The organism is Treponema sp. (assembly GCF_024696245.1).
GTDB lineage: Bacteria > Spirochaetota > Spirochaetia > Treponematales > Treponemataceae > Treponema_D.
In genome coordinates this window covers 13,578-28,535 of record NZ_JAILGZ010000081.1, presented here as the reverse complement: position 1 = coordinate 28,535, position 14,958 = coordinate 13,578, and the positions used below count along the sequence as shown (strand labels likewise).

The window sequence follows — 14,958 nt, the reverse complement described above, 5'->3', positions numbered from 1 at the left end:
TTTGATTTTGATGAAGTATACTCTTCTGCCGGCTGGTGTAAAAAACTTTCAGAAGATGAAGACCATGATGAAGATGAACATGAACATCATCATCACGAAGATCATGACGAAGATGAACATGAACATGAACATCACCACGATGATCATGAGGAAGACCATGACCATGACCATAATCCGGCTCATGGAGAAGAAGGCCATCATTGTGATGAACACTGCCACCACCACCATCATCATGAACACCGTCACGAAGGTGAAAGTGAAGATGAATACGGAATCGGTACTTTTATCTACACTCGCAGAAAGCCTTTTGACCGCGTAAAGCTTGATGAATTTGCAAATAAATGGCCAAGAAACATTATCCGCTGTAAGGGACTTATGTGGTTTGGAGATGAACCTGAAATGGCATGGGTATTTGAAACTTCCGGCCGTCAGATTCAGGCTGGTTATTCAGGACAGTGGATTGCTGCCTGTCCTAAAGAAGAGCAGAAACAGATTCTTGAAGCAAATCCACAGATCAAAAAAGAATGGGATCCTGAAGTTGGTGACAGAATGATTAAGCTCTGCATTATCGGACAGAAGCTTGACAAAAAAGCCATCAGTGACGCCCTTGATTCCTGCCTTGCAGACTAAGTAAAATCCGGCTGCAGCAGGTACCTGCAGCCGAACCCGGCAAGGCGCGTACAGCCGAAGCTTAGCGCAGCGTTAATTAAAGACATTAATTATTGGAGGGTTATTTGACATACTTTATTGAAACATGCGCGTGCGAAATATTCGGCTTGAGCAGCGGCGTACAGCCGAAGCCTAGCGCAGCGTTAATTAAACAAATTAATTACTGGATGGTTATATGACATACTTTATTGAAACATATGGATGTGAAATATTCGGCTGAAGCAGGTGCGTACAGCCGAAGCTTAGCGCAGCGTTAATTAAATACATTAATTACTGGATGGATATATGACTTACTTTATTGAAACATACGGTTGTGAGATGAACCTCGCTGAATCCGCATCCGTAGAGAATATTCTTCTTTCCCGAAAATGGACAAAAGCTGAAAACCCTCAGGTTGCTGACCTTGTTATTATTAACACCTGCTCTGTTCGTGCTACAGCCGAAACCCGTATTTTCGGACGCCTCGGTTTTTTTACAGGACTTAAAAAAGTCCGCTCTATGGAAAAAGATGCCAAGGTAAAAAGTGATGAAATGAAGTCTGCCGTAGAGTTTGTCAAAAAAAACGGAAAGGTACCCCTTACCCTTATAGTAATGGGCTGTATGGCTGAACGTCTTTTAAAAACCCTTCAGAAGGACTGGCCCTGCATTGATTATGTTGTAGGAACTTTTGCAAAAAATAAGTTTGGAGACATAATTACTGACGTAGAAGAAGGCCGGGAACCTGTTCAGATAGAAGAAGAACCTGTTTACGTGTTTGCCGAAACATCCTACGAAGAGGGAGCTTTTTCTACCTTTGTACCTATTATGCATGGCTGCAACAATTTCTGTTCTTATTGTATCGTTCCTTATGTCCGGGGCAGGGAAACAAGCCGGGCCCTTAATGAAATCCTCCACGAAATTGATGTACTGTCAGACCGGGGTGTAAAAGAAATAACCCTTCTGGGTCAGAATGTAAACTCCTATAATTCAGACGGCCTTACATTCCCTCAGCTGCTTAAAAAAATCAGTGCCTACCTTGATGAAAAAAAATCCAGCATAAGATGGATACGTTTTGAGTCCAGTAACCCTAAGGATTTCTCTGATGAATTAATTGAAGTAATTGCTTCTGACCCTCATGTTTGTAAAGGCATTCACGTTGCAGTACAGCATGGTTCAACAAGAGTTCTTAAGGCAATGAACCGTAAATATACAAGGGAAGCTTATCTTGAGCTTGTATCAAAAATAAAGAAAAGTATTCCTGATGCAGCCCTTACCACAGACTTAATGCTGGGATTCCCTGGAGAAAGTGAAGAAGATTTTGAAGAAGTTCTTTCCCTCCTTAAGGAAGTTCAGTATTCATCTGCCTTTATGTATTACTATAATCCTCGTGAAGGAACTCCTGCAGCCAGAATGGAAAACCAGATTCCTCTGGAAGTTAAAAAAGAGCGCCTTCAGAAAGTTATAGACCTTCAGCTTAAGATTCAGTCTCAGGTAATGGAAAAAAGGGTAGGTAAAACAGTTACTGTTCTTTGTGACATTATAAGCCGTGATAACCGCAGTGAACTTCTTGGTAAAACTTCCCTTAACGAAAGGGTTGCATTTACTGCCAAACCATCCCTTATAGGTCATTTTGCAACTGTAAGAATAGACAGCCTTAACGGTAATACCTTCAGGGGTACTCTGATAGAGTAGGCTTTGTCTTTAATGTGCCGGTAAAAAATGCCGATAAATGAAAAGAGATTATTTTTGAGGTAGGCTATGCTTTTAAAACTTATAGGAATCCTTATAGTCGCAGTAGTAGTTGCAGTTCTTACCGGTTTTAATCTGGATAATCGTTGTGATGTATGGATTTTTCATAATTTTGAAAATGTTCCGGTTTTCTATACCATTCTTGCTTCTTTTATAGCAGGAGTAATAATTACAGTTTTTGTTCAGGCTTTTAATTCATCATCATCTTCTTCAAGGGATGAAGAGTATAAAAGTAAAAAGCCAGGTAAAGAAAAAAAAGATAAACATGAAAAAAAAGAAGAGGATGTTTTTTCAAAATGAAAGGAAAGTCCATCTTTTTTCTTTTAATACTTTTTTCTGTCTCATCAGCTCTCTTTGCTCAAAGTCAAAAAAAGTCTGCCCTTACATTAAAAAATGAGGCCCTTAAAAAAAATGACCTTAACACTTCCATAGAATATCTTCTTTCCAATGCAGATAATACAGCTACTTCTGCAGATAAAAGGGCTCTTCTTTATCTTGCAGCAGGACTACTTGAAGAATCCCAGCTTTATGATCAGGCAGCAGATGCTTATGTAAAGGCTGCTGCTATTAGTGCCGGTAATGCTCAGGGAATGCCGGAAGTTACAAATGAAGAAATAGTTCTTTGTGCTGTCAGGGCAAGTCTTGCAGCCGGTTCTTTTGAAACTGCAGAAAGTTACCTTAACAGTGCAGTAAGGTCATCTAAAGACAGTAAAGTTCAGGCTTATGTAAACCTTTATTCAGCATGGGTTTCACTTTGCAGGATTAAGGAATATTCCCAGGCATCAGATACACTGGAACTTCTTAAGGCTTATGCTTCCATGTCTTCAATGAAAGAAGTCCGTCATCTTGTTGTATTTACCCTCTGGTATGTTACCGGAAAATCCATGTACGCAGATATCCTTAAATCTGAATATCCTTCTTCTCCTGAAGCCCTTATCGTACAGGGAAAAATAAATCTTGCCCCCGTACCTTTCTGGCTTTATATGGTACGTAATGTTTCTCAAACAGAAGACACTGCTGCAGTTAAAAATGATTCTGAAAAAAGCAAGGTTCAATCTGAAGAAAATAAAGATTCCGATAAGGTAGAAAGGCAGCTGGGACTTTTCAGAAACAGACAGAATGCCCTTGATTTAACGGATGCCCTTAAGAAAAAAGGTTTTGACGCATATATTATAGAAGATGTACGTTCATCCGGAACAAAATATCACATAGTTGTAGTGGCAGAAAATGCAGAAGGAACAATGGGACTTAAGCTTAAGGATGCCGGCTACGAAAGCTATATTCTTCAGTAAAAGCCTGGGTGTAAAGCTGCCTTGTTGTAAAGTTCTTTCCTTTTCTTTATAATCTTTTAACTATGTCAGAAAGAAACGAAAAAGAGTTATGTCATTGGGCTGACCAGCAGGCTGCCCGTATTTTAAAGGAAAAGGGAGACCTTCCTTCTTATACCTGTGCATCAGGAATCACACCTTCTGGAACAGTTCACATTGGAAACTTCCGCGAAATCATTACTGTTGACCTGATTGTCCGTGCTTTGCGTGACAGAAATAAGAATGTCCGCTTTATCTATTCCTGGGATGACTATGATGTATTCCGTAAAGTTCCTGGCAATATGCCTGAACCTGAAGAACTTAACAAATATCTCCGCTATCCTATTACTATGGTTCCTGATACTTTTGGCAGGGACGAAAACTATGCCCGCCATCACGAAGTTGATATAGAAAAACAGCTTCCACGTGTTGGTATTCATCCTGAATTTCTTTATCAGGCAAGCCGTTACCGTGCAAACCGTTATGCAGAAGGTATGAAAAAGGCTATGCAGAATCGTGAACTTATCAAGCAGTGCCTTAATGAATACCGCGATGATGAACACAAGATGAAGCCGGAAGATGTTTACTGGCCGGTAGCTGCCTTCTGCTGTAAGTGTAACAAGGATACAACAGAAATCGTAGATTACGATGGTGAATACGGCGTTACTTACAGATGTACAAGCTGTGGTCACGAAGAAAAGGGTGACCTCCGTACTTCAAAGGAATTTAAACTGGGCTGGCGTGTAGACTGGCCTATGAGATGGAACGAAGAAAAGGTTGTATTTGAACCAGGTGGAAAGGATCATATCAGTCCTGGTGGAAGTTACGATACAGCTAAACTTGTTTCTAAAAAGGTATTCGGCTGGGATGCACCTGTTACAATGAAGTATGACTTTGTTAAACTTAAGGGTGTTCCAGGAAAAATGTCTTCTTCTAAGGGAAAGGTTATTTCTCTTGTAGATGCCCTTGAAGTTTATCAGCCTGAAGTTCTCCGTTATATTTTTGCATCAAATAAAGTTGACCACGAATTCTCAATCAGCTTTGACCTTGATGTTCTTACAATTTACGAAGCCTATGACAGGACTGAACGTATTGTATGGGGTGTAGAAGAACCTAAAGAAAAGGATCCTGCTAAAAAGGAAAGCATCATTCTTCGTGAAAAACGTATTTACGAACTCAGCCAGATTGACGGACTTCCTTCTGTAATGCCTTATCAGATTTCATTCAGGCTCCTTACAACTCTTCTTCAGACTTATTCCGGAGATATTGATGCTGTGATTAAGTCTCTTGGTGATGTAAAACCTGAACAGGAAGAATGTCTCCGCCGTCGTGCAGTTTGTGCCTGGTACTGGATTACAGAAAGTGCTCCTGACTGTGCAGCTGATATGTGTTTCAGAATCCGTGATGATGGAAGCAAAGCAGAAGATATTACAGGTGATATGCTTACAGCTGTTCAGAAAGTACGTGATGAAGTTGTATCAAAGCTTGAAACATTTGCCCTTGATAAGGAATGTCAGCAGGCTATGTACAATATTGCTACATCTCTTGGACTTGAAGCAAAGGCTCTCTTTACTGCCCTTTATCATGCCCTTATTAATAAGGACCAGGGACCACGTCTTGCAAACTTTATGAAGATCATCGGAAAAGAGCGTCTTACAAAGATTTTAAGCGTATACTGATTTTTAAGGACTAAAGCTTTAGTCTTTACGGTATAAAAAAAGGTGGTCTTAAGTTAATTTTAATTACGGCCACCTTTTTTTTGTTTTAATGTTTTATACTGTCTTATTTAATTTCAAGAATCAAAAGATCCTTTGCCTTTATAAGGAGACTGTCTCCAGAGCAGATTGTTTTGTCTGTAAGAAGGTCCCTGGCATTAAGGGGAAGGGTTATTTTTTTATCTTCACTGTTTTGATTCAGAATAAAATAGAATTTTTTTCCTTCAGCAGATACCCTGCAGGTAGTTTCAATTCCTTCTTCTTCCGGTAAAAGTTGTTTGATTCCTGCTTCTTCCGTAATGTTAAGGATAAGCTTTCTTAAGAATGAATCATTTTTATCAAAACAGCAGCCTGCATACCAGGCCTTACCTTTTCCAAAAGAATTTTTTGTAAGGACTGGAGTGCCGGCATAAAAATCACTGCCGTAAGTTGCAATTACTTCTGCTGTGTCAGGATGAATTATGTCTGCAAGAATCAGAGCCGGATATTCACCTTTTAACTTACCTTCCTTAATTACCAGTGAATTAGGTTTGCCAGGTAAAAGGGCGTCTGTTTCTTCTGCCCATATTCCACATACCTTTCTTAATTCTCCAGGATAGCCCTTATCTGTTACAAGATCATTTTCATCTGTCATTCCGCTCATAACTGTTGTAAGGAAAGCTCCGCCCTTTTCTACAAAGTTCTGGATTTTTGCTGCATTTTTCTCGCTGATCATGTAGAGGGCCGGAGCTATAACTACCTTGTATCTGTCCAGACTTTCTTCCGGAGAAATAACATCTACAGAAATATTGAGTTTACAGAAGGCATCGTAGTATTTGTAGACTTCGTCTGTATATTTAAAATCTACTGATGGACCTGAACTGAACATTACTCCCCACATACAGTTCCAGTCAAAAAGAATAGCAGCTTCTGCTTTTTCAGTTGAACCAAGGAATGAATCAGAGAGTTTTTTTAATTCTTTTCCAAGGGCAGCTGTTTCCTTAAAAACTCTTGTTTCAGATGTAGGGTAGTGGTCAATTACTGCTCCATGGAATTTTTCACAACAGCCGCGGCTTCTTCTCATCTGAAAGAACATAACTGTATCAGCTCCGTGGGCAACTGCCTGGTAACTCATAAGACGCATTACACCCGGTCTTTTAAGTGAATTATATGGCTGCCAGTTTGTAACGCTTGGTGTCTGTTCCATAAGACAAAAAGGCTTATCCCTTTTAAGTCCCCTCATTACTTCATGATTGAATGCCGTGCGGGTATAGGAATCATCTGGAGAAGGATAATTGTCCCAGCTTATAAAATCCATGTAAGGAGCAAACTTTGCATAGTCAAGTTCCGGGTAGGTGCTCATAAGGTTTGTTGTAACCTTTGCATCCGGCAGAACTGAATGAATTGCATCAGCTTCCATACGGTACATATTAACTATTCCTTCTGTGTTAAATCTGTAATAGTCAATTGTCTGAATCTGCATGTTGGTTCTGTTATAGTTCCAGCGTTCACTTATGTGATCAGGAACCTGAATGTCATCCCAGTCATAGTAGGTGTGACTCCAGAAGGCTGAATTCCATTTTTGATTAAGGTTTTCTATTGTGCCGTATTTATTTTTAAGCCATTGCCTCCAGGCTTTTTTACAGTTTTCACAATAGCATAAGCCGCCGTATTCATTGGAAATATGCCATGCAAGAATGCTGGTGTTTTTGCCGTAACGTTCTGCAAGTTTTTTTGCCAGCAGGGGTGCGTACTTTTTATAGGTTGGACTGTTAGGACAGGAATTATGTCTTGAACCGAAATTGTGTTTTCTGCCATCTATATCGGTACGGAGAATATCCGGGTACTTTCTTGCCATCCATGCAGGGTGAGCAGCTGTAGAAGTTGCCATACAGATTTTCATTCCCTTTTCTGTAACCATATTTACGATTCTGTCCAGATCAGAAAAATCGTATTCATTTTCTGACGGCTGCAGTCTGGCCCAGCTGAAAACATTAAGGGTTACAATGTCTATTCCTGCTTCAGGAAGAAGTTCCATATCCCTTTTTCTTTCTTCAAGACTCCACTGTTCAGGATTGTAATCACCACCGTAAAGAATCTTGTTTACATTTTTGTCGTTAATCATAAAATCTCCCTTCTCTTTATCTTATCCTTTTATTCTATAAAGTAAAGTAATAATAAAAAAGCCGTTCCCACATTAAGCAGGAACAGCTTTTAAGGTTTTCATAAAATTCCAGCTGGAATTATTTGTTCCACAAATCTACTTTTTCCTTAATAAGGCCGGTAAGTATTTTACCTGCTTCATCAAGTTTCATGTCCAGAAGTTTCTGCTGTAAAGCTTTCCACTGTCTGTCAAAGTCTTCCGGTTTTCCAAGTACAATAAGGGCAAGATCACTTTTAACTTCACCATCAGCTGCCGTAACCATTTCGTTTACGTTCTGAGGAAGGGCGTACTGCCATACCTGTCCATGTTTAGATATTCCCAGCTCTTCAGGAGAAGGGAAGAGGTCAATCCACATTTCTGCACCATAGGCTTTAAGTGTTTCTTTTTCTACATTCAGATAGTTGGCAATGATTGCTTCCTTTGATGCAGGAGTAATTCTGTCTCCTTTGGAATCAAGGGCTGCATTACCTGCCTGTGGGAAAGGATAGCACCATCTGCCTACACCTGTTCTTGCAGGATAGTTAGGATCTGTAGAAGCAGCCTTCATTTCTTCTGCAGTGCGGACTCTTTTGCCTTCTTCATTTACAGTATAGTTAATGCCTTCGATTCCCCAGTTACAGAGAATCTGTGCTTCTTCTGAACACATCCAGTCAAGAAATTTAAATGCGAGTTCCGGATTTTTGCAGCTTCTTGAAATTGCAATTCCCCATCCCCCTGAATAACCGTAGTCTTTTCTTGAAGGGTCTTTGGTAGTGTAATCAGCCTGTACAGGAAGATAGGCATAGGTTCTGTCTTCCATGTTGTTGTTAATAAGTGAAGAGCGGGCTTCTCCATAACCCCAGGTTGGATAAGAAATACCCAGTACCCTTCCTGAAGCAATCTTTGCCCTCCATACATCTTCTTTTTGTGTAAAGCTTTCCGGATCAAGAAGACCATCGGCGTTAATTTTGTTAAGCCATTTATAGAATTTGTAAATATCCTTGTTAAGGAATTTATACTGAGCTTCAAGGGTGTCCTGATTTACAATCCACTGACCGTCATCAGGATAACCTATGGTATAGTTTCCGGGATTAGAAAGGTCAATGTACCACTGCCAGGTATCAATAAGAAGGGAAAGACCGATTGTTTTTTGTCCGTTAATTGTTGGGTGCAGGTTTATATAATCCCTCAGGGCTTTTTCATAGTCATCAAGGGTACGGATTACAGGATAACCCAGTTCCTTAAGGACAGCATGTTGAAGCTGCATGGAACCGCTTGTTTCAAAGATTTCGCTTTTGACACCATAAGTTCCTACTGTGTAGATGTGTGGATCTGATGGTGAATTACGGAGTTTTACAATCTGGTCGCCGTACAGTTTTTTCATGTTGTCACCATATTTTTCTATAAGGTCATCCAGAGGAATAACTGCACCGGCTTCTATAAGTTTTGTAAGTTCACCTTTTGCAAAGATAAGGTCAGGAAGGTCTCCGCTTACCAGCATAAGTGGTATTGCATTTGTATCTCCTGCAACAGGATGTTCCAGTTCAAGGGCAACTCCTGTTCTTTTGGTAATTTCTTTTGCAACAGGATCAGTAAAGTAAATGTCTTCACTTAAATCTGAAGTAAACATTGTCAGTACAACAGCATCACCAAAGTCAGGCTTATTAACGCAAGCTGTAAGGAAAATACTGCATGCCGCTGCAAGTGCTGCTTTTTTTAATAATTTCATTTTCTACTCCTTGACTGCACCTAAGGTAATGCCGCTTACAAAATATTTCTGTACAAAAGGATAAACTATAAGAATAGGTACTGTACAGACAATTGTTATAGCCATTTTAATTGCTTCAGGGCTCTTGGTAGAATTCTTCAACGCTTCTGAATGAATGTCAACACTACTTCCCGTCTGACTTACACTATCCAGAACTTTCATAAGTTCAAACTGAAGTGTAGAAAGACTTGTTCTGTGGCTTCTTGTCATGTAGATGTAAGTAGAGTACCAGTCGTTCCAGTGACCTACAGCAACAAAAAGCATTACGGTTGCAAGAACCGGTTTGCACATTGGAAGAATAATCTTAAAAAATATTGTCAGGTCATTGGCACCGTCAATACGGGCGGCTTCTGAAAGTGCCTGAGGAATATTAAGCATAAAGCTTCTGATAAGAATAATATTATAGGCACTGATCAGTGACGGAATAATATAAACCCAGAAAGAATTAAGAAGGTGAAGGTTTCTCATAAGGAGATAACCTGGAATAAGTCCTCCTGAAACATACATGGTAATAATCAGTATTCTCAGGAAAGGTTTACGGGCTATAAAGTCATGTCTGCTTAAAGGATAGGCAAACATAGCACAGCAAAGTGTTCCTAAAAATGAACCAAGTATGGTTCTTATAACTGAATTAAAGAAAGCTGTTCCAAGATTACTTCCTGTAGTAAAAAGATCAGAGTAATTTTTAATGGTAGGCTTTCTTGGAAAAATTGTAATACCTCCCTTAACAGTATCTACTGCATCATTAAGGGATTTTGCAAGTACATTAAGAAATGGATAAAGCGTAACAATTACAACCAGTATCATTACTAATGAACTTATTAAATGTATATGTCTTTTTTTAGTTACCATCATTTCACCTGTCTCCCTTTTTACATGATATTGCTGTCAAAACGCTTTGCGATTCTGGTTGCAATTACAATCATAAAGATACTTACCAGGGATTTAAAAATACCCAGGGCAGTACCGTAAGAAATATTGTACATGGAAATACCGTAGTCAATGATGTATTTGTCAAGAACCTGAGCAACAGGATCTACAACAGGATTAGAAAGAAGCCACTGTTTTTCAAAACCGATATTGATGATATTACCCACATTCATAATAAAGAGGGTAATAATTGTAGTTCTGATTCCAGGAAGTGTTACATGCCAGATTTTATGCCAGCGGTTGCAGCCGTCAACTTCTGCAGCCTCGTAAAGCTGTTCATCGATTCCGGCAATGGCAGCAATATAAATAATTGCATTCCAGCCTGTTTCCTTCCATACGTCAGCAAATGTTACAATCCACCAGAATAATTTTCTGCTGGCCATAAAGGCGTAAGGTTCTTTTATTACGTTAAGTTTTACAAGAATGTCATTTATTGTACCGCTTGGTGAAAGAGCAGAGGAAACGATGTTTGCAACAATTACCCAGGAAACAAAGTGTGGAAGGTAAGAAACTGTCTGTACAAATTTCTTTGCCCTGATAGAAGATACTTCGTTAAGGAAAATAGCAAAGGTTATAGGAAATATTGTTCCTGCTGTAAGACCCAATAAACTCATTCCGATGGTGTTCCAGAGAACCTGCCTGAACTTTGGAGCAAGAATAGGATCCGTAAACATTCTTTTAAACTGATAGAGTCCTACGAATTTAGACTTTGTAAATCCTAAGAATGGATGGTATTCCTCAAATGCCATAAGCCATCCTGTAAGTGGAATATAGCAGAATATAATCAGCCAGATAACGAAAGGTACTGACATGAGGAATAAGTAACGCTGTGAATAAATCTTTTTCCCGAGGGAAGATTTATGAATTAATGTAACTTCATTTTCTTTCATGCTAATAAGGTAGCACCCCAATCAGCAGAAAAAAACATTAAAAATTACAAGAAAAAACTTAGAAAAAAATTATTCTTCCTGATTTTTGTTGTTTACTCCGGCCTTAAATTCTTTTGGAGTAAGGCCTGTATGCTTTTTAAACTTCATAAAAAAATAGTCAGTATTGGTATAGCCAACCATTTTTGATATCTGATAAACCTTTAAATTTGTTTCTGTAAGCTTTTTCTTTGCTTCTTCAATACGAATCTGATCAAGAAAGTTGTTAAACTGAACTCCGGTCTGTTCCTTAAATTTTTTTCCAAGGTAGGCGCTGTTACAGTAAAAGAGCTGACCTAAGCTTTCAAGTTTAAGGTCTTCAAAGTAATTTGTTTTTATATATGCAATTACTTTTGTAATGGTAGAAGTAGAAGTATTGGAATTAAAATTTTCAATAAATTCAAAGCTGTAATTTTTTATGATTTCTATTACGTCATTAAATCTCTTTTTTTCAAGAATGGCAGGAACCAGTTCATAGGCAGAATGAATTTTAAATTCCCGGCCTTCATATTTTTTAAAGAGGCTGGACTGTAATTCAATAAGAAAAGTAATGCACTGGGTCTTAACTGTGTCAGGGTTTTTTGTAGCATTAAGGGAACGGGAACAGTTTTCAAGACACTGGCTGAGCCTTTCTTTATCGTAGGTTTCGATAGAGAATACAGCTTCAGAAATATAACGTTCCAGATTAAATTTATCCTTAAGAATGTTTTCTTTTTCCTGACCGGATTTTAAAAGTTCATAATCTCCTGCAAAAAAGAGCAGCTGAGAATCCTTTCTGCATTCAAGGAATGATTTAAGTGCTCCGTCTATTCCATGCTGCCTGCTGCCGGAAACTGCAAAAGGTGCACTCTGGAATCTCTGTATGAATCTTTCTGCCGTTCTTTCAATAACATCAGTGGCTGTATCTGTAAAAAGGGCTATTACATCTTTATCATGTATAAGGATTACAGGTTTAAGCTGACTGAAAGCATTGTTAACTTTTTTTTCAAGCTCACTTATTTTGTCTGAGTAATTGCATTTTTCACTGCTAAAAAGAAGGGCCTGGTAATCATGGTTGTCATCAAATCCTTCCGGAAAAGCATCTTCCTTTACACCAAATAAAAAAAGCTGGGAAAAGCACTGACTTATGTCTGTTGTATCCTTTAAGGCTGTACTGCTTTCCCTGGCAATTTCCCTGACTTTTTCTTCAAGAATATCTTCATCTATTGGTTTTACAAAATATCCCTTCGCTCCGTAGTTTACTGCCTCCTGGGCATATTCAAAATCGGAAAATCCGGAAAGAATAAGGAAATTTATATTTTTATTAAAAGCTGAATCTGGATTTTTCTTAAGTTCAGATATTTCTTTTATAACTTCAATGCCTGTTTTTACCGGCATTTTAATATCCAGAAGAACCAGATCCGGTTTAAGTTCCCTTATTTTATCTACAGCCTGCTGTCCGTCAGATGCTTCACCGCATATTTCATAACCGCATTTTGTCCAGTCTATGATTTTTTTGAGGCCGCTTCTTATACTTTTTTCATCGTCTGCTATGAGAACTTTAAGCATTGTCATTCTCCTGTAATCAAAGGAAGTGTCAGAGTAATTGCAGTAATTATACCCGGAGTACTGTCAATTGTTATTCCGTATTTCTGTCCGTAAAAAAGTTTAATACGCTGATTTACGTTTACAAGTCCCAGTGAAGAACGGAAATCTTCTACATTGTTATTGTTAAGCCTCTTGTTAAGTTCGTCAAGTTTTTCATTGCTTATTCCTTCACCGTTGTCCTGAACGGTAATTTTAAGAAGGGTTTCTCCGTTTTCTTCCACAGTCCTTATGAGAATGTAAATAAAGCCATTTTCTGTTTTAGATTCAAGACCATGGGCAAAACAGTTTTCTACCAGAGGCTGTATAAGAAGAGGTATTATTTTAATGTTTTTTATTTCGCATAAAGGAACAATATCAAAGGAAATTCTTTCTCCAAAACGTTTATGCTGAATATCAAGGTAGTTACCTACAATTTCTATTTCCTGAGAGAGAAGAACATTTTCATCCTTTACAGAAAGATTGTATCTGAGAATCTTTGTAAGAATCTTAAGCATGTAAGGAACATCCTTATCTTCGCAGCTTAAGGCCTTCATCCTTATGTGTTCCAGGGTATTAAAAAGAAAATGAGGGTTTATCTGTGCGCTGAGCATTTTAAATCTGATGTCATTTTGTCTTGCTGTCAGCTGTTCCTTTTCTATATCCCGCATGTAAACTTCATTAATAAGTTTTTTTATTTTAAGTGATGTTTCATAAACTGAATCATAGATTTCAGAAAATTCATCCTTTCCCCCTATGGAAGGAGAAATGTCAAAATTGTTCATGCCTACACTTTGAATACCATTCCTTACCTGATAAACCCTTTTATGAATGGAAAAGGCAAGTATGATTATCATCAGCAGGGAAGACAAAATAAAAGCAATGAACATTATGGAAATATTCATCTTAAACTTTGATGTAGTTTTTGAAAGATTTTCCAGGGAAACAAGAAGGTTTATCGTAAAGATTTCATTCTGACCCCTTAAGGGAGAGAATTCTTTTCTTAAAATGCTGAAAGTTTTTCCGTTAAGCTTAATGGTATCCCTGTCTTTGCTTCCTACAAGATTTATCAGGGTCATGTCAGGATCTTTTAATGAACTGAAGAGGCTCTGACTCTTTAATTCAATAAGGGAGGTAAAGGCAATATTTTTAAGCTTTTGATTTATATAATCGCTGTTGATGTTTATGCACATTACTCCTTCGAGGCTTTCGTCGCTGCCATTCCATACCGAACGTATCATGGCAAGATGATTTTTACCTGTAATTGAATCATTTTTGTAACACCAGAAAGGTGCTCCCTTAAGTTCAACAGCTTTTCTGTACCAGTCACTTCTGGTTACTATATATGTGTTCTTTGTAAAAAAGGAATTGTCATGAAGGGTCATGTTTGAAGTGTAGTATCTTACACTGGAAATGGAATAATAGGCTTTTAAAAGGTCATCAAGAAATTTAATTTTCTGGTAAGCCTGGTACACTTCAAGGGGAGTCCTGTACTGATGACCGTTAATTTCCTTTATGGTTTTATCCAGGTAAAGTACATCAGACAAGTCGGTTATGCTTGTAAAAGTTTCATTCAGAAAGGAATGAATGTTTTTTACTGAACTTTCAGCTTCCTTACTTTCCCAGCCTGTAAGGGTTTTAGACAGCCATGAAATAAAAACTGTAAATGCAAGAAGCAGTGGAATAAAAAAGGTAACAGCATAAATAACATAAAGTTTCTGGGAAATCTTAAATCTGTTTATTTTTGAAAATAAATTATTCAGTAACTTCATTGTATATTTTATAGTGAAGGATTTATGCCATAAAGACAATATAATCTTTATGGCATAGAATTAATTAAAAGCTTTTAAGAAGACTGCTTGCAGAATCAAGTGCACTTGCAGCTGTAGAAGCTGCTGATTTTGTTATTTCTTCTGCCTTTTCCTTGATTTCATCAGAGTTTTCTGTAATGCTGTTTTTAATTTCCTTTGCAGCAGATTCAACTGCAGAATTGTATACTTCTGATGCGTCCTTGATGTTTTGAATCTGTTCATCAAGAGTTTGAGAAGTGGATTTTTTTGTTGTTGTGCTTTCTTCTGCTGTTGTTTCTGAAGCCTTTTCTTCAGCTGTCTGATTTTTTGAATTGTTTTTTGAACATCCTGTCATTGCAGCTGCTGTAAATGCAGCAAGAATTAATGCTGCAGCAATTTTTTTCATTTTTTATCCTCCAGAGGGTGAATGAATTATAAAA

12 protein-coding genes are annotated in these 14,958 nt (G+C 38.1%); 5 read left to right on the top strand and 7 right to left on the bottom strand.

Going from position 1 to position 14,958, the window contains the following annotated elements; translation table 11 throughout:
- The 5 genes from K6D58_RS05840 to lysS all read left to right on the top strand — a co-directional run.
- Nucleotides 1-630 (top strand): CobW C-terminal domain-containing protein (locus tag K6D58_RS05840; protein WP_296828567.1); only part of this gene is annotated, 630 nt, incomplete at its 5' end.
- A gap of 324 nt (nucleotides 631-954) precedes the next feature.
- The gene (gene miaB, locus K6D58_RS05835) at nucleotides 955-2,340 is read left to right on the top strand and encodes a tRNA (N6-isopentenyl adenosine(37)-C2)-methylthiotransferase MiaB (RefSeq protein ID WP_296828565.1); all 1,386 of its coding nucleotides are present in this window, start codon (nucleotides 955-957) and stop codon (nucleotides 2,338-2,340) included.
- 66 nt (nucleotides 2,341-2,406) lie between these two features.
- Nucleotides 2,407-2,697 carry a hypothetical protein gene (locus tag K6D58_RS05830; protein WP_296828563.1) on the top strand — a complete coding sequence of 97 codons (291 nt, stop codon included), beginning with the start codon at nucleotides 2,407-2,409 and terminating at the stop codon, nucleotides 2,695-2,697.
- Complete coding sequence (locus tag K6D58_RS05825; protein WP_296828561.1) at nucleotides 2,694-3,689, top strand: SPOR domain-containing protein; 996 nt, start codon at nucleotides 2,694-2,696, stop codon at nucleotides 3,687-3,689. Before K6D58_RS05830 ends, K6D58_RS05825 begins: the two co-directional genes overlap by 4 nt.
- A gap of 62 nt (nucleotides 3,690-3,751) precedes the next feature.
- Nucleotides 3,752-5,383 carry a lysine--tRNA ligase gene (gene lysS / locus K6D58_RS05820; RefSeq protein WP_296828559.1) on the top strand — a complete coding sequence of 544 codons (1,632 nt, stop codon included), beginning with the start codon at nucleotides 3,752-3,754 and terminating at the stop codon, nucleotides 5,381-5,383.
- A gap of 103 nt (nucleotides 5,384-5,486) precedes the next feature.
- Here lysS and K6D58_RS05815 read toward each other — a convergent pair whose 3' ends face one another.
- From K6D58_RS05815 to K6D58_RS05785, 7 genes are all read right to left on the bottom strand, one after another.
- Complete coding sequence (locus K6D58_RS05815) at nucleotides 5,487-7,523, bottom strand: beta-galactosidase (protein WP_296828558.1); 2,037 nt, start codon at nucleotides 7,521-7,523, stop codon at nucleotides 5,487-5,489.
- 118 nt (nucleotides 7,524-7,641) lie between these two features.
- On the bottom strand, nucleotides 7,642-9,270 hold the full coding sequence (locus K6D58_RS05810; RefSeq protein ID WP_296828556.1) for an ABC transporter substrate-binding protein: 1,629 nt from the start codon (nucleotides 9,268-9,270) through the stop codon (nucleotides 7,642-7,644).
- A 3-nt stretch (nucleotides 9,271-9,273) separates the two neighbouring features.
- Entirely contained in the window at nucleotides 9,274-10,164 is an 891-nt protein-coding gene (locus K6D58_RS05805) for a carbohydrate ABC transporter permease (protein WP_296828554.1), read from the bottom strand.
- Nucleotides 10,165-10,181: 17 nt separating this feature from the next.
- On the bottom strand, nucleotides 10,182-11,129 hold the full coding sequence (locus tag K6D58_RS05800; protein WP_296828552.1) for an ABC transporter permease: 948 nt from the start codon (nucleotides 11,127-11,129) through the stop codon (nucleotides 10,182-10,184).
- 69 nt (nucleotides 11,130-11,198) lie between these two features.
- Entirely contained in the window at nucleotides 11,199-12,713 is a 1,515-nt protein-coding gene (locus tag K6D58_RS05795; protein ID WP_296828550.1) for a response regulator transcription factor, read from the bottom strand.
- Between the two features lie 2 nt (nucleotides 12,714-12,715).
- On the bottom strand, nucleotides 12,716-14,500 hold the full coding sequence (locus K6D58_RS05790; protein WP_296828548.1) for a cache domain-containing sensor histidine kinase: 1,785 nt from the start codon (nucleotides 14,498-14,500) through the stop codon (nucleotides 12,716-12,718).
- Nucleotides 14,501-14,564: 64 nt separating this feature from the next.
- Nucleotides 14,565-14,924: a hypothetical protein gene (locus tag K6D58_RS05785; RefSeq protein WP_296828546.1), complete on the bottom strand. Its 360-nt coding sequence runs from the start codon at nucleotides 14,922-14,924 to the stop codon at nucleotides 14,565-14,567.
- Nucleotides 14,925-14,958 lie beyond the last annotated feature (34 nt).